This window comes from Amycolatopsis sp. NPDC114504, assembly GCF_055633595.1.
Genome location: NZ_JBVKDU010000003.1, coordinates 1,141,704 through 1,156,256 on the forward strand (window position 1 = coordinate 1,141,704; position 14,553 = coordinate 1,156,256).

13 protein-coding genes are annotated in these 14,553 nt (G+C 71.3%); 6 read left to right on the forward strand and 7 right to left on the reverse strand.

Annotated elements, in window-relative coordinates; all coding sequences use genetic code 11:
• Window positions 1-16 precede the first annotated feature (16 nt).
• Window positions 17-964 carry an Lrp/AsnC family transcriptional regulator gene (locus ACZ7PG_RS26800; protein ID WP_470241815.1) on the forward strand — a complete coding sequence of 316 codons (948 nt, stop codon included), beginning with the start codon at window positions 17-19 and terminating at the stop codon, window positions 962-964.
• Window positions 965-971: 7 nt separating this feature from the next.
• On the opposite strand, the gene ACZ7PG_RS26805 is transcribed toward ACZ7PG_RS26800, so the two are convergent.
• Window positions 972-1,220: a hypothetical protein gene (locus ACZ7PG_RS26805; RefSeq protein WP_470241816.1), complete on the reverse strand. Its 249-nt coding sequence runs from the start codon at window positions 1,218-1,220 to the stop codon at window positions 972-974.
• Window positions 1,221-1,542: 322 nt separating this feature from the next.
• Here ACZ7PG_RS26805 and ACZ7PG_RS26810 point away from each other — a divergent pair, with 322 nt between their 5' ends.
• The 3 genes from ACZ7PG_RS26810 to ACZ7PG_RS26820 all read left to right on the forward strand — a co-directional run bounded on the left by ACZ7PG_RS26810 (window position 1,543) and on the right by ACZ7PG_RS26820 (window position 3,792).
• Complete coding sequence (locus ACZ7PG_RS26810) at window positions 1,543-1,719, forward strand: zf-HC2 domain-containing protein (protein ID WP_470241817.1); 177 nt, start codon at window positions 1,543-1,545, stop codon at window positions 1,717-1,719.
• A 46-nt stretch (window positions 1,720-1,765) separates the two neighbouring features.
• Window positions 1,766-2,419: a class I SAM-dependent methyltransferase gene (locus ACZ7PG_RS26815; RefSeq protein ID WP_470241818.1), complete on the forward strand. Its 654-nt coding sequence runs from the start codon at window positions 1,766-1,768 to the stop codon at window positions 2,417-2,419.
• A gap of 341 nt (window positions 2,420-2,760) precedes the next feature.
• Window positions 2,761-3,792: a chitinase gene (locus ACZ7PG_RS26820; RefSeq protein ID WP_470242421.1), complete on the forward strand. Its 1,032-nt coding sequence runs from the start codon at window positions 2,761-2,763 to the stop codon at window positions 3,790-3,792.
• On the opposite strand, the gene ACZ7PG_RS26825 is transcribed toward ACZ7PG_RS26820, so the two are convergent.
• From ACZ7PG_RS26825 to ACZ7PG_RS26845, 5 genes are all read right to left on the reverse strand, one after another.
• Window positions 3,783-4,538 (reverse strand): thioesterase II family protein, encoded by a 756-nt coding sequence (locus ACZ7PG_RS26825; RefSeq protein WP_470241819.1) that lies wholly within the window; start codon window positions 4,536-4,538, stop codon window positions 3,783-3,785. The two genes, ACZ7PG_RS26820 and ACZ7PG_RS26825, sit on opposite strands and share 10 nt — an antisense overlap.
• 107 nt (window positions 4,539-4,645) lie before the next feature.
• Window positions 4,646-5,470: a dioxygenase family protein gene (locus ACZ7PG_RS26830; protein ID WP_470241820.1), complete on the reverse strand. Its 825-nt coding sequence runs from the start codon at window positions 5,468-5,470 to the stop codon at window positions 4,646-4,648.
• A 78-nt stretch (window positions 5,471-5,548) separates the two neighbouring features.
• Window positions 5,549-6,367 (reverse strand): helix-turn-helix transcriptional regulator, encoded by an 819-nt coding sequence (locus ACZ7PG_RS26835; RefSeq protein ID WP_470241821.1) that lies wholly within the window; start codon window positions 6,365-6,367, stop codon window positions 5,549-5,551.
• Between the two features lie 224 nt (window positions 6,368-6,591).
• Window positions 6,592-7,737: a thioester domain-containing protein gene (locus tag ACZ7PG_RS26840; protein WP_470241822.1), complete on the reverse strand. Its 1,146-nt coding sequence runs from the start codon at window positions 7,735-7,737 to the stop codon at window positions 6,592-6,594.
• A gap of 200 nt (window positions 7,738-7,937) precedes the next feature.
• On the reverse strand, window positions 7,938-8,564 hold the full coding sequence (locus tag ACZ7PG_RS26845) for a TetR/AcrR family transcriptional regulator (RefSeq protein ID WP_470241823.1): 627 nt from the start codon (window positions 8,562-8,564) through the stop codon (window positions 7,938-7,940).
• A gap of 59 nt (window positions 8,565-8,623) precedes the next feature.
• Between ACZ7PG_RS26845 and ACZ7PG_RS26850 the strand changes: the two genes are divergently transcribed.
• A complete protein-coding gene (locus tag ACZ7PG_RS26850) occupies window positions 8,624-9,844 on the forward strand; it encodes a cytochrome P450 (RefSeq protein ID WP_470241824.1) in 1,221 nt (406 codons plus the stop codon).
• Between the two features lies 1 nt (window position 9,845).
• Here the strand turns inward: ACZ7PG_RS26850 and ACZ7PG_RS26855 are convergent, their stop codons facing one another.
• Window positions 9,846-12,611: a toll/interleukin-1 receptor domain-containing protein gene (locus ACZ7PG_RS26855; RefSeq protein WP_470241825.1), complete on the reverse strand. Its 2,766-nt coding sequence runs from the start codon at window positions 12,609-12,611 to the stop codon at window positions 9,846-9,848.
• 168 nt (window positions 12,612-12,779) lie between these two features.
• Between ACZ7PG_RS26855 and ACZ7PG_RS26860 the strand changes: the two genes are divergently transcribed.
• Entirely contained in the window at window positions 12,780-14,552 is a 1,773-nt protein-coding gene (locus ACZ7PG_RS26860) for an NAD-binding protein (RefSeq protein WP_470241826.1), read from the forward strand.
• Window position 14,553: the final 1 nt, after the last annotated feature.

Sequence of the window (14,553 nt, forward strand, 5' to 3'; positions counted from 1 at the left end):
CGCTTTGGTGAGGGATATGACCGCACTCGACGACGTCGATCGCGCGTTGATCCACGCGCTGCACCTCGACGGCCGGGCGCCGTTCACGAAGATCGGAGACGTTCTCGGCGTCTCGACGCAGACGGTCGCGCGCCGCTATCGCCGGCTACGCGCCGAAGCGTCGCTTCGCGTCGTCGGCATCCCGGACCCGCAGCGCGCCGGACAGGCCGAGTGGATGGTCCGGCTGACCGCGACGCCGTACACCGCGCAGGACCTCGCGCTCGCACTGGCGCGGCGCGCCGACACCGCGTGGATCAAGCTCATGTCCGGCGGCACGGAGATCTGCGTGAACGTCTACACGCCGGCCGCGAGCGACCATTCCCTGCTGCTGCGGGACATCCCGCGCACGGTGAGCGTCACGGCGGTGTCCGCGCACCAGCTGCTGCACCGCTACTTCGGCGGCCCGACGGCGTGGCTCGGGCGCGCGAACGCCCTCGACGCTTCGCAGGTCGCCGCGCTGACGCCGGTCTTCTCCGGCGAAGGCAAGCCGCTGACCGGGGACGACGCCGCGCTGATGGCCGCGTTGCAACGCGACGGCCGGGCGAGCCTGGCCGAGCTGGCGACGGCCACCGGCTGGTCCGCGGCGACCGTCGCGCGCCGGCTGGCCGACCTCCAGGCCGGCGGCACGGTGTTCTTCGACCTCGAGGTCGACCCGGCCCCGCTCGGCGCGACGACGCACGCGCTGCTGTGGATGTCGGTCGCCCCCGCCCACCTCGACGACGTGGGCCGGGAGCTGGCCACCCACCCGGAGCTGGCGCTCGTCGCGGCGACGACCGGGCCGGCCAACCTGGTCGCGCACGCGCTCTGCCCGGACGCGGCGGCGCTGCACCACTACCTGACCAGGCGGTTGGGGGCGCTCGACGCCATCCGCACCCTGGAGACGGCGCCGGTGCTCCGGACGATCAAGGCGGCCGCGTCCCGCTGACGCGGGCTCACCTCGCCGTCGGGATCCGCACCCGTGCGCCCGGGGCCAGCTGCGCGATGCGCTGCAGCCGGGCCCGGCCCAGCCGGTGGAGCATTTCGCCGAGCTCCTCCGGCGCGATACTGCTTTCGAGGTCGAGCCGCGTCACCTTGACGACGCGGTCGATCTCCGCGGCGGGGAGCCGCCCCACGAACTCCCCGGTCAGCCAGACCCCGACTTCTTCGACGACGTGGTCCGCCCGCTGGCTTCGTACGGTCATCGTTCTCTCGCTCTCCTCGGTCCGGATCGCCTTCGCCCTGGTCGAGGCCGGAAAACTCCGGTCCGACGCAGGTCTGACGAGCCCGCCCGTGAGCCATGACGCGGAATCGCCGACATTGGGGGCAGAAAAGCTTTCCGTGTCCGGACCGGTGAGTACCGTGACGGCCCGCCGTCACTCACATGGGCTGTTCGCCGCCTCAAGTTGTCGGCCGATCGGGTGGAAAACGCGAGAACCGTGCCGGTGCGGCGTACGCGTCGGGACTCTGGAGACGTCCGGTAGTGCGGGCGTTCCCTTGCGGGACGCGGAAACGGAGACGCGATCCATGGGCCGGTACGACCGGACCGACCTCGGGGCGTACAGCCTGGGGCTGCTCGACGCCGCCGACACGGCACGGGTGGAGCGGCACCTTTCGGCGTGCTCGGACTGCCGCCAGGAGGTCCGGGAGTTCGAAGCCGTCCGCTCGATGCTGGACCACCTCGGCCGAGCCGAGTCCACATAGGACTGATCGCGGAAACTGTCGGTGCCCGCCGGTACCGTCCCGCGCCATGACCGACTTCCTGGCCACGACCCGCCACGCCTACTCGATCGTCGCCGAGAGCTACGCCCGGCTCACGTCCCCGATCGCCGAAGACGTCCAAGACAGCGCGCTGCTGACGGCGTTCGCCGACCTCGTCCGCGAAGACGGCGGCGGCCCGGTCGCCGACCTCGGCTGCGGAACCGGCCGCGTGACGGCGTACCTGGCCTCGGCGGGGCTCGAGGTGGCGGGCATCGACCTGTCGCCGGAGATGCTCGCCGTGGCCCGCCGCGACCACCCCGAACTGCGGTTTTCCGAGGGGTCGCTGCTGGGGCTGGACCTGCCGGACGGCGGCCTCGCGGGCGCGGTGGCCTGGTACTCGATCATCCACACGCCGCCGGCCCGGCTGCCGGAGGTGTGCGCGGAGCTGTTCCGGGTGCTGCGCCCGGGCGGCCACCTGCAGCTGGCGTTCCAGGTCGGCGACCTGCGGCAGCACCTGACCGACTGGCAGGGCCACGACGGCCTCTCGCTGGACGCCTACCGCCAGCCGGTGGAGCGGGTGGGCGAGCTGGTGACGAGCGCCGGCTTCGAGGTACTGACCCAGGTACTGCGCGACCCGGCGGCGCCGGTGCCGCACGGGCGGGTGCTGGCGCGGAAACCCGCCGGAGAGCCCGCGGCGGAGTAGCGCCGGCACCGAAGGTTCACGCGAGTTCGGCGCCCGAGGCAACGCATTCGGTCGCGACGGCGGCCGACTTCCACGCGACCGGGCGCCCGGAACCCCGCCCCGCACGGTTCAACTCGGGAGTCGTTCGCGCAGACCCCTTGCCCCGCCTGCCCGAATCCTTGACTGGACTAGACCAATCTGTTCTAGTGATCGGTGTCACCCTCGTTCCGGCCGGTCGAGCACACCCCCCTCCGACACCGGGCGCCCCCGCGTCCGGACTCCGTCGTGGCCGAAGGAGTGAGCCAGTCTTGAGAAGACGTCTTGTCGCGGTCCTGTCAGCATTCGCCGCCGCCGCCGCACTCGTGCTCGGCGTGCCCGCCGCCACCGGTCAGGTCCCGCAGGCGGCCGCCGCCGCCTGCAGCGGGCCCAACTGGGTCGCGGGCCAGTGGTACGACGTGGGCGCGGTCGTCAAGTACACCAACGGCAGCTATTACCGCGCCAAGAACGCCAACCCGGGCTACGACCCGATCATCAGCACCTGGTACTGGGAGCCCTACAGCTGCGACGGCGGAGGCGGCGGAACCACCTGCAACGCGCCGAACTGGGTCGCGGGCCAGTGGTACGACGTCGGTGCGATCGTGAAGTACACTAACGGCGGCTACTACCGGGCCAAAAACGCGAACCCGGGCTACGACCCGATCATCAGCACCTGGTACTGGGAGCCCTACTCCTGCGGCGGCGGCACCGACCCCGGCAACCCCCCGGGCAACCCGGGCTCGTTCGTCGTCAGCGAAGCGCAGTTCAACCAGATCTTCCCCGGCCGCAACGGCTTCTACACCTACAGCGGCCTGACCGCGGCCCTGTCGGCCTACCCCGGCTTCGCCAACACCGGCAGCGACACGGTCAAGAAGCAGGAAGCCGCGGCGTTCCTCGCGAACGTCAACCACGAGACCGGCGGGCTGGTCTACATCGTCGAGCAGAACACGGCCAACTACCCGCACTACTGCGACTACGGCCAGCCCTACGGCTGCCCGGCGGGTCAAGCCGCGTACTACGGCCGCGGCCCGATCCAGCTGAGCTGGAACTTCAACTACAAGGCCGCCGGTGACGCCCTCGGCATCGACCTGCTCGGCAACCCCTGGCAGGTCGAGCAGAACGCGGCCGTCGCCTGGAAGACCGGCCTCTGGTACTGGAACACCCAGAGCGGCCCCGGCACGATGACGCCGCACAACGCGATCGTCAACGGCCGCGGCTTCGGCGAGACCATCCGCAGCATCAATGGCTCGATCGAGTGCAACGGCGGCAACCCCGCCCAGGTGCAGAGCCGCGTCGACAAGTACCGCCAGATCACGTCCATCCTCGGCGTCGACCCCGGCGCCAACCTCTACTGCTGACCTGACGCGAGCGGCTCACCCGGCCACCGGGTGAGCCGCTCGCCGAGCAGGCGGCTCACCGCCTCGACCTGGTCGTTCAGGTAGAAGTGCGCGCCAGGGAACGTCGACAGCCCGAACTCACCGGATGTGTACGCCGCCCACTGGCGCGCCTCGACCTCCGTCACCCTCGGGTCACGGTCACCGAGGAGCGCGAAGATCGGGCAGCTCACGTCGGGCCCCGGCCGGTAGTGGTAGCTCTCCGCGGCCTTGTAGTCGTTGCGCAGCATCGGCAGCACCATGCGGACCAGCTCGGGGTGCGCCAGCACGCGGTCGTCGGTGCCGCCCAGCCGCAGGACGTCGGCGAGCAGCTCGTCGTCACTGCGGTCCCGGATCGGCACGGCCGCCGACGGAGCCCGCCGCCCGGACACGAACAACGCGAGCGGCCAGGATTCGAGCCGCCGCGCGACCTCGAACGCCAGGCTGGCGCCCATGCTGTGCCCGAAGAGCGCCATCGGCCCGTTGACCTCGGCGGCGAGCGCGTCCGCCAGCCGGTCGGCGAGCACGAACAGGTCGTCCACCAGGGGTTCGCCGTGCCGGTCCTGCCGGCCCGGGTACTGCACGGCCAGCACGTCGACCGCGGGCGCCAGTGCGGCCGAGAGCGGGTGGAAGGAACTCGCCGCCCCACCCGCGTGCGGGAAGCACACGAGCCGCGGCGCGTCGGGCGTGGCCGGATGGAAGCGCCGGAACCACGCTGCGGAAGTCGTCATGCCTGCCAATTTCCCAGGCCGGCGCGGCCGGGGTCGACGCCAATCGTGCGGAAGCCGGGCGGGTCCCGGCGCCCGGGGACCCGCCCGTTCCCTCCCTCCTCAGTGGGTCACTCCGCCCGCCACAGCGCGGGGACGGCCGGTGGTTCCCAGCCCGGCTGGGCGGTGTGTCCCTGCAGGCAGACGTAGCCCCGGCCGCCGTAGGTGACCCGGGTGCCCGCCGCGTAGCTCGTCCCCGCCGCCCAGGTGGTGCCCCCGGGCGGCGTCGACGTCGGCGGCGTGGACGTCGGCGGGGTCGACGTCGGGTTCTGCGGGACGTTCAGCACGAAGTCGAACGCGGCTTCCTTCGCCGAGCCGTTGTCCCGCACGGTCATCAGCAGCCGCGCGTCGAAGATCGTGTCGGTGTTGTTGCGCGGCTCGTTCGGGAAGTAGAGCTGGGTGGTCAGGATCGGCCGGCCGGGTGCCTGGACCTTGACGTGGATGTGCCGGGTGCGGCCGGGGTAGAGGCCGGGCACGATCGTCGAGAGCCGGAACGCGCCCTGGGCGTCGGTGTACTGGTGGCCGCGGAAGGTGTAGCCGGTGTTGTCGTACGCGCCGTTGACGTCCGCCTGCCAGAAGTCCAGCAGCACGCGGCCCACCGGCAGGCAGGCCCGCCCGAACACGTAGCCGGACACCGTCAGGCGCGTGCCCTGGGTGCCGGGCGTGACCAGGTCGGTCCGCTCCGGCGAGTTCGGCTTGAAGTAGGGGCCTTCGGTCTGCTCGATCGTCGGCTCGTCGCCGTCGTGGCACGCCGGGGTCAGTTCCGGGGCGGCACCGGTGGCGACGGTCGTGCGGGCGAGCGCCGGCCCGCCGATCAGGGCGACCGGCGCGGCGACGCCCGCGGCCAGCGCGGCGCGCAGCACCGTCTTGCGGCTGAGCTTGGTGTCCTCGTCCATGCCTGCTCCTCGTGGGGGCGTCGGGAATCCCCTCGAACGTAGGCAGCGGACCGGTTGGGCGGCGATGGACTGGCCCGGTCAGTCGTGGTGCTTCTCCCCGCCGCGGCGGAAGTCGCCGGGGCTCAGCCCGGTCTCGCGGCGGAAGAACCGGCAGAAGTAGGCCGGGTCGGCGAACCCGACGCGGGTCGCGACCTGGCGCACGGTGAGGTCCGTCCGGAGCAGGAACCGCTGGGCCTCCCGCGTCCGCGCCTCGCGCAGCAGCTGCGCGGCGGTGCGGCCGGTCGCGGCCTTCACGGCCTCGGTGAGGTGCCCCGGGGTGACGCCGATGCGGTCGGCGTGCGCGGACACCGACCACAGCCCGAGGTCGGGACGGCCGGCGAGCCGGGCGAACTCGGCCGCCACCGCTCCGGCGGGCGCGGGCGGCGGCGTCCCCAGCAGGCGCCCGGCCCGCGCGACCAGGACGTGGAGCAGCGCCCGCAGGACCGACTCGTCGCCGTGGCGGTGCTCCTCCACGAGGTCCGCGACCAGCCGCGTGACGCCGGCGTCGGCCTCCGGGTCCAGCTCCAGCAGCGGCTGTTCGCTCAGCCGTCGCAACAGTTCGCGGTCGGCCGGGTGGTCGAGGAGGAACTCGTCGGTGAACAGGACGACGTGGCCGGTCAGGCCGCGCACATCGGCCCACTGGTGCACCTGTCCCGGCGCGATGACGCCGAGGTGCGGCGGCCGCAGCGGCCGGCGCGTCAGGTCGACGACGTGCGCGCCGGTGCCGCCGGTGACGTGGACCAGCTCGTGGAAGGTGTGCCGGTGCGGGAAGTCCGCCCGCGAGAGCGGCCCGACCTCGTCGAACGTGCCGACGGCGAACGGCGGCGCGGGCGGCGCCGGCACCTCCAGCCGGTGCATCGGCAGCTCCCCCGCCCGCGTTGGCTGGCAGGGCGTCCCGGGCGGAACGGTCGTACCGCGCATGACGTCGTCCCTTCGCCGTCCGGGCGAAAAGTCTAGACCAATGCGCGTGCGGTTCGCCGCTTTTGCCCCGATGATCGCAATCCGATGGTCGGGTCCCCGAGCACACGAAAACGGGGCCGGTCCACTGTGGACCGGCCCCGTTCCCGGGTACTGACTGGTGCTTACGCGCGGCTGCGACGACGGTTCAGCAGCAGCATCAGCGCGCCGCCGCCGAGCAGCAGGCCGCCGACGGTGAACGGAACCGCGGCGTCGACGCCGGTGTTGGCCAGGTCGCCGCCCCCGCCGTTCGAGCCGGCCGGGGTGGTGCTCGGCGCGGTGGTCGGGACGCCGGCCTCGGTCCAGCTGGCGGCCGCGTTCGCGGTCACCTCGGTCTTCTCCGAGTCGGCGACGATCAGCGACTGCGCCGGCTTCTTCGCGTAGTTGTCCGCGACGAACAGGCGGCCGGTGTCCAGCTCGCCGGTGGCCTTGAGGGTGAAGGCGCCCTTGCCCGGCTTGGTGCCCGCGGGGACGTCGACGAACAGCTTGCTGCCGTCCTTGACGTCGGTGCCCTTCAGCTCCTTGCCGTCGGCGTCGGTGATCTTGACGCCCTCGGGCAGCTGGCTGGTCAGCGAGGTGATGTCCCCGCTGGTGGCGACGCTGTACGGGCCGATCTTGCCACCGGCCGTGCCCTCGGTCTTGTCCGCGGCGATGTTCAGCGTCGGCTTCGGCTGCTCGCCGATGCCCTTGTTCTGGTCACCGGTGAAGTACGCGTAGAGCGCGGCGACGTCGGCATTGGCGTCGGCCGAGTTCTCCTCGGCCAGCGGCTTGGTGGCGTCCAGGTTCACGCCGTCGCTGAAGTGCCACACGGCGGCCTGGGTCGCGGCGATGGCCTCACGCTCGGAGACGCCACCGTGGACCTCGACACCCTGCTTCTTCAGCGCCTTGCCCAGCGCGTCGAGGCCGGTGCCCGGGTAACCGTTGTGCAGCACCCAGTTGATCTTCGCGCTGTTCGTCTTGAACGGACCCTCGGCCGGGTACTTGTTCCAGGGGCGCTCGACCATGTCGACGTCGGTGCGCAGCCCGACGGTGATCTGCACGCAGTAGAGCTTCAGCGTGCTGCCGTTGGAGAGCTTCATCTCGAACAGCTCGGCGATGTAGTCGCCGCCCTTGCCGAGGTTGAGCCGGTAGCCGACCGTGCCGGCGTGCTCGTCGACGCGGCCGCGCGCGGCACCGTCGTCGGCGAGAGCGGCCGGAGAGCCGATCATGACCGCGGCGGCCGCGGCGAGAGCCGCGATCCCGCCACGCACGAGAGTGGACCTGACCTGCATAAATCTCCTATCCGAGCCCGAACCACGACGGGGGCAACCGCACACCCCGCAAGCGGCTACCGATTCGGGTGAGCGATCACCCAGTCAAGCGAGACCGGAGCTTACACGGACCCAACAAGCGCTACGCGGGGTGTCCCCATTAACTCGAAAGGCTTGAAAAATCGTATAAATCGGTCGCCTGAAAACGGCAAGGTCACGATTTAAACAACGCTCACTTCGCCGTTTGCAGGACGCAACCCCGACGCCATCTTCCCGATGACCGCGACGTACTCCGCCTTGAGCCGGGGCTTGTCCACTTCGGACGCCTCGGCCAGCGCCATCCCGGCCGTGCCGAGCATGCCGAACACCAGCCGCGTCGTGGTCTCCAGCGGCTGGTCGTCGATTTCGCCGTCGTCGATCAGGGCTTTGATCAGCTGCTCGACGAGCCCGTAGGCGTACTGCTCCTCGGCCGCCTGCCAGCGCAGCCAGCCGAGTGCCAGCGGCGCCTCCTGCCAGACGAGCTTGCCGTAGACGGGGTCGCAGCAGCGGTCGAGGAAGACGTCGAGGGCCGCGAAGGCCGCCGACCAGGGGTCCGCTCCCCGCGCCGCCGCGGCCGCGGACAGCTCCATCGCCTCGGTCTCGAGCTGCGCGAAGACCGCCTCGAACAACGCCGTCTTGCTGGCGAAGTGGTGGTAGATCGCGCCGCGCGTGGCCTGGATGTCGCCGGCGATGTCCTCCAGGGCCGTCCCGGAGAAGCCGTGCTCGGCGAACCGGCGGGTGGCCGCCGCCAGCAGGGCGGCCCGGGTGGCCTCGGAGTACTGCTCCCGCCGGCTCTTGACGGTCGACATGCGCAAAGCATAGGACATACACTGTGCATGTCACCGACACAGTGCATGTGGGGGTAGTCATGACCGACGTCGACGATCTGCTGTTCAACCCGTTCGCACCCGGCTTCTTCGAAGATCCGTACGCGCAGTACAAGAAGCTGCGCGACGAGGACCCGGTGCAGGAGCACCCGCTGGGCTTCTGGTTCGTCTCGCGCTACGAAGACGTCTCGGCGCTGCTTCGCGCCGGGCTCTCGGTGGAGGTCGGCAACCTGGCCCCCGGGCCGCTGCTCGACCAGGCCACCGCGCTCACCCCGGACGCCGACCCGGGCGCGCTGAACCTTTCGATGCTCGACCGCGACCCGCCCGACCACACGCGCCTGCGTTCGCTGGTGACGAAGGTGTTCACCCGCCGCGCGGTGGCGGCCCTGGAGCCGAAGATCGTGGGGCTCGTGGACGAGGCGCTGGACCGCATGGCGGAGAAGGGCGACTCGGACCTGGTCGAGGAGCTGGCGTTCCCGCTCCCGTTCGCGGTGATCTCCGAGATGCTCGGCATGCCCCCGACGGACCATGCCCGCATCCGCGAGCTGAGCGGAACCCTGGTCCGCTCACTGGAGATCGTGGCCGACGAGGAAACGGCCCGCGCGATCATGGCGGCGGACGCGGAGCTGAGCGCGATCACCCGCGAAGTGATCGCCTGGAAACGCGACCACCCGGCGGAGGATTTGCTGACGGCGTTGATCCAGGCGGAGCACGACGGCCAGGTCCTGGACGGCGACGAGCTGGTGGCCCAGGTGGTGTTGTTGTACGTGGCCGGCCACGAGACAACGGTCAACCTGATCGCGAACGGCGTGAACGCGTTGCTGCGGAATCCTGCGCAGCTGGAGTTGCTGCGAGCCCAGCCGGACCTGGCGTCGAACGCGGTGGAGGAGTTCCTGCGGTTCGACTCACCGGTCCAGCAGACCCGCCGTGTGACGACATCCCCGTACGAGGTGGCGGGCCGCGAGATCCCCGCGGGAACGTTCGTACTGGCGTGTCTGGGTTCGGCAAACCGCGACGAGAGGTTCTTCGGCCCGGACGCGGCCCAGCTGCGCCTGGACCGCCCGGAGGCCCGCCACCAGGTGTCGTTCGGCGCGGGTCCACATCACTGCTTGGGTGCGGCGTTGGCTCGTTTGGAGGGCCAGGTCGCGGTGGGTCGGCTGGCGCAGCGGTTCCCGGAGCTGGGTTTCGCGGGCGAGCTGGAGTGGAACGGCCGGATCAACTTGCGCGGGCCGTCGAAGTTCCCGGTGACGGTCCACGCCTGAGTCATCGATCGCACCTCAGGTCGCCCGGCGGCGGGGAGCCGGTGACGTTCTGCCACTCGTCGGCCCGGAGATCGCGGCCGGCGAGCTGGCAGGCGGAGCCGAGCCACGCGCGGACGTCGACCGCCCAGCGGGTCACGGTGCCGTCCGGGCTCGCGGTGAGCAGTTCGCCGGTCGCCGCGGAGCCGGTGATGGCCGTGGCCTCCCAGGGGGCGGTGGCGAACGACGTCGCCACCGGCAAGGTCAGGTCGCCGAGCACCACGCCCCGATCGATGTCGATGACCGTGACGACGCCGTCGTTGCGAACGCGGCCGACGAACGGGGTGCCGGGGACCGCGCTCAGCGGGTAGCCGAAGTCAGGACTGCCGGGAATCGACCGGAGGAGCTCGCCTCCGGTGACGTCGCGGACGTCCAGTGATCCGTCCGGGTGGGACACGAGCAGACGCCCGCCGGCGTAGTGGACGGACCGGGAGTCGCCCGGCACGGACTCGACCGTCTTGTTCTCGCTGTCCACGACGGTCAGCCGGCCGCTGTCCTCCGCACCGGCGGCGATCCACGCGGCGTAACGGCCGTCGTCGCTGATCGCGCCGAGGCCGGGCTCGTGCGCACCGCTGTACTTCGACAGCCGTTCGGAATTCCCCGGCATCCGGTCGAAGTACCGGCCGTCGCTGATCCGGCGCGTGCTCATTCCGCCGTACGCGCTCACGCAGACCAGCCTGCCGCCGTCGGCGGTGATCCGGGCGGCGACGTCCTCCTGTCCCTGGCCCGCCAGGATCTCCTCGGTCCGGCTGCCTCGGATCTTGTACAGGCCGCAGCCCACCTTCCCGATCAGGACGGGCGTGCCGTCCGGCAGCCACGCCGGGAAGACTCCTTCGACACCTGGGGGCAGCGTCACGTGCGTGCCTTCGGCCGGTCCCTGCCGCAAGTCGTGCAGCACGACGTCACCGAACCCGCCGACCAGGATTACACGGCGTCCGTCCGGCGAGATCGAGGCAAGGGTGGCGGGGCTGGAGGCCGGCGCCCCGGGCACCTTCCGCTCTCCGGTGTCCAGGCGCAACCGGGACACCGAAGTGGGGTCCCAGACGGACAGCGTGGCGCCGTTCGACGTGACGAGCCGGCCCGAGCCGCCGATGAACCCGAGGTGGTCGGCGCCGCCGGACCCGACCAGCTCCCTGGATTTGTACGGGCCGGTCTCGCCGCCGGTCTCGGCGAGCCAGAGCCGCCCACCACCGCTCACGGCGATCTGCTTGCCGTCGTCGCGGATCGCGAACACCCTCGGCGTGAACGCGCTGTCGATACCGGACATGTCCGGCTCGATCCGGCTGGTTCCGCTGTCGAACACCGCCGCCCCGCTCGCGTAGAAGCCGGTGAACGCACCGTTGCCGGAAGTCGCCGAGATACCACGATCTCCCGGCGCCATGAGCTCGTCCTGCCGCACGGTGACGGCGAGATCGGCGACACGCAGGCGTTGCCAGACACCGGCGCTGCCGGTCACCGCGACGGTGTCCTCGTCCGGCAGACCCAGCCCGTCCCAGTACGAATCGGAGAGCGGGACGTCGCCTCGCTTGGTTCCGGCCGTCGCCTCGAACGTCGCCAGCCGGTGGGCCGGGTTCAGAGGCGAAGTGAGCACGGCGACGGTCCGGCCTTCCGGGGACACCGCCACCTGACCGGGCGTGTCCTGGTGCAGGACGATGGGCTCGGCACCCGGTCGCCAGAGCACGGCCAGTTCGCCGTCCGTCGCGGCGACCGCGGACACGTCCTCGCTCAGCGCCACGTCGGACACCGGCCGGTCGCCGAGCTTCGCCTCGGCCGTGGCGCCGGTCGAAGGGTCCCACCGGATCAGCCGCCCGTCGCTCGTGCCGGCGACGACCGTCCCACCCGGTGCGGCCGCCAGAGCGGTCACGGGCGCGGGAGCGGTGTGCTGCCGGACCAGACCGGGATCGCCGTTGGCCACCTGGAACAGAGCGGCTTCGGTCTGCGGATCCGCGTTCAAGCGGTACCCCTCGGCGGCCAGCAGCTGCGCCCTCCCGGCGTCGACCGCGGCATCCTTCACGGCCGTCGACGCGGGCAGCCGGGCGGTCGCGATGCGCGCCTGATCCTCGGCAACGCTCTGCTGGTGGACGGCGACCACTCCGGCGACGCCGGCGAGCAGGAAGAGCACGGCGAACACGGCGACCGCCGTGATGAGGCGGCGGCGTTCGCGTTTCCGGCGGCGGACGTGCTCGCCGATGAGGACGTCCTTGTCGACGTCCCGGATGGGCGCGGCGAAGTCGGCCACCGCCTCCTGGACACGGGGATCGTCGTCGTCGAGGTCGTCCAGTCCGCGGATCGCCCGCAAGTCGATCAGCCGCGGCTCGACGTCGACCGCGTCCCGCAGGACCGGGTGCAGCGCGTTGTCCTCGTCCAGCGGGCCGTTCCAGCCGAGGTACCCGTGCGTCACACCGATCAGGATCCGGTCCGGGGACCGGTGCTCGAGCCACCACGCCAGTTCCTTGCCCACCCACGAAGACGCGGCCGACTCGGGAGAAGCCAGCAGCACGAACCACTTCGCGGACGCGAGGGCCCGCTCGATGCCCTGCCACAGGTCGGGATTCGCGGAAAGGTTCGCATCGTCGCGGAACACCCGCAGCGCTCGCGCGTCACGCCGGGATTCACGATTCTTCCTGGCGAACGCCTCCAGCCGTTGCTGGAACCGCGGTGCGAAGTCCTTGTCCCGGTTACGGCTGTAGGAGATGAACGCGTCGTACGCGTACTCCGCATCGCTGTTCATGCGTGATCGTTTTCCGTTCCCCTCGGGACTCCATCCTGATCGGCCGGGCGTTTTTCGTTGTTACAACGACCCGGGATTACCCGGACGGAGCAACCTGGATCCGTTTTCCGGTAACGTCGGCCGTCGCTTGCCGATAGGCGTTGAGTCATCCGGGAAGAGATGAGGGTCATGGCCGGCACCGTGAGCACGTCCGCTGACCGCAGGATTTCCGCGATGGGCGTCCGGTTGCTCGTGTTCGGATTCCTCGCCGTCGTGACGGTGGTCCTGGGTCTCGCCGGCTTCTCGGCCTACTTGCCGTCGCACCCGGAGTTCGGCCGCGGTTTCCCGGATCGGCTGTTCTACAGCATTCAGCTGTTCTTCGTCGCCGCCGAACCGGTGAAGAACGGCGGTCCGATGCCGCTGGTGCTGAACATCGCGCGGTTCCTCGGGCCGGTGGTGACGGCGTCGGCGGTGATCGAGGTCGTCGCCGCCGTCTTCGCCGCCCAGCGGCAGCAGTGGCGGGCGCGGTTGTCCCGGCGTCATGTAGTGGTGTGCGGGAGCGGCGGCGACGCGTTGCTGCTCGTCAGCCGGGTACGCGCGCGCGGCCCGGCGGTCGTGCTCGTCGACCCGCGCCCCTCCGACGAAGCGACGAACCTGTGCCGCCGGCTCAGGGTTCCCGTCGTGGTCGGGGATCCGACGGACCAGGCGGTGCTGCGCGGTGCGGGGACGGCGAACGCCGACACGGTCTACGCGATGGCGGCGGGCAGCGCGGTCAACACGTCGATCGCGGTCGCCGCCCGCGCGGTCACCGCCGACCGGAAGACCCCGCTGACCTGCTTCGCCCTGGTGCCCGACCGGGATCTGCGGGCCGCGTTGCTGGCCCGCGGCCTTGGCCGCAAGGGACACCAGGAGTTCCGGCTCGTGCTGTTCAGCACCGACGAGATCGCGGCCCGGGTGCTCGCTCAGGACAACCCGCTGGCGAACGGGACCGGCGGAGCGGCGCCGCACGTCCTCGTCGCCGGGCTGGACGACTTCGGCCAGACTCTCGCGCTCGAACTCGCGCGCCGCTGGCGGGTGCACGTCAACCTGGGGCGGCCCCGGCTGGTTCTCACCGTGGTGAGCCCCGACGCGGCGACGTTCGGCGCACGGTTGCGCCACCGGTTCCCGGCGCTCGACGCGGTTTGTGACGTCAGGTGGGTCCCGGCGCCGCTGACGTCGCTCGTCGACGAGCACGCCGACCTGCTGGAAGCCGCGGACCGGGTGTTCGTGTGCGCCGACGACGACCTCACGGGTGTCAAGATCGGCCTGTCCGTCCTGCGGGTGCTGCGTGACCACAGCGTCCACGTCACGGTTCGCGTCGGCGAGCGCGGCGCGGAACTCGACGAAGCGTTCCGTGGTGCGAACGGGCGGTTGTTCGACGACGTTTCGGGGTCGTTGCGGATCTTCGGCGCATTGGACGAGGCGTGCCGGCCGGACACGATCCAGGCGGGTGTCGCCGTCGAAGAGATCGCGCGATCGCTGCACGACGAGTACGTCGCCCAGGCCGCGGCGAACGGCGGCACGCCGTCGGCCAACCCGTCGATGAGCCCGTGGGAAGACCTCGCCGAAGACCTCAAGGACGCCAACCGCGCCCAGGCCGGGCACGTCGGGGAAAAGCTGGGCGCGATCGGGTGCATCGCGGTGCCCGTGTTCGACGGCACGATGTCGTTCACGTTCCGGACGACGCCCGACGAAGTGGCCCAGCTGGCGCGGCTGGAACACCAGCGGTGGGTCGCGGAGCGCCGGGCGCAGGGGTACACGCACGGCCCGAACCGCGAGGAGCGCAGGCACCCGAACCTCGTCGACTGGGACGAGCTCCCCGAACCGGCCCGCGAGAAGAATCGGATGTTCATCCGCGCGCTCCCGGCGGTCCTGGCGGGCGCGGGATTCCAGATCCTCCGGGTCCACGTCCCGGTGCGCTGAC

Bases quoted from the DNA above. Each gene is read 5' to 3' on its own strand.
- ACZ7PG_RS26800 (WP_470241815.1), top strand. From the start codon at position 17: ATGACCGCACTCGACGACGTCGATCGCGCGTTGATCCACGCGCTGCAC.
- ACZ7PG_RS26805 (WP_470241816.1), bottom strand. From the start codon at position 1,220: ATGACCGTACGAAGCCAGCGGGCGGACCACGTCGTCGAAGAAGTCGGG.
- ACZ7PG_RS26810 (WP_470241817.1), top strand. From the start codon at position 1,543: ATGGGCCGGTACGACCGGACCGACCTCGGGGCGTACAGCCTGGGGCTG.
- ACZ7PG_RS26815 (WP_470241818.1), top strand. From the start codon at position 1,766: ATGACCGACTTCCTGGCCACGACCCGCCACGCCTACTCGATCGTCGCC.
- ACZ7PG_RS26825 (WP_470241819.1), bottom strand. From the start codon at position 4,538: ATGACGACTTCCGCAGCGTGGTTCCGGCGCTTCCATCCGGCCACGCCC.
- ACZ7PG_RS26830 (WP_470241820.1), bottom strand. From the start codon at position 5,470: ATGGACGAGGACACCAAGCTCAGCCGCAAGACGGTGCTGCGCGCCGCG.
- ACZ7PG_RS26835 (WP_470241821.1), bottom strand. From the start codon at position 6,367: ATGCACCGGCTGGAGGTGCCGGCGCCGCCCGCGCCGCCGTTCGCCGTC.
- ACZ7PG_RS26840 (WP_470241822.1), bottom strand. From the start codon at position 7,737: ATGCAGGTCAGGTCCACTCTCGTGCGTGGCGGGATCGCGGCTCTCGCC.
- ACZ7PG_RS26845 (WP_470241823.1), bottom strand. From the start codon at position 8,564: ATGTCGACCGTCAAGAGCCGGCGGGAGCAGTACTCCGAGGCCACCCGG.
- ACZ7PG_RS26850 (WP_470241824.1), top strand. From the start codon at position 8,624: ATGACCGACGTCGACGATCTGCTGTTCAACCCGTTCGCACCCGGCTTC.
- ACZ7PG_RS26855 (WP_470241825.1), bottom strand. From the start codon at position 12,611: ATGAACAGCGATGCGGAGTACGCGTACGACGCGTTCATCTCCTACAGC.
- ACZ7PG_RS26860 (WP_470241826.1), top strand. From the start codon at position 12,780: ATGGCCGGCACCGTGAGCACGTCCGCTGACCGCAGGATTTCCGCGATG.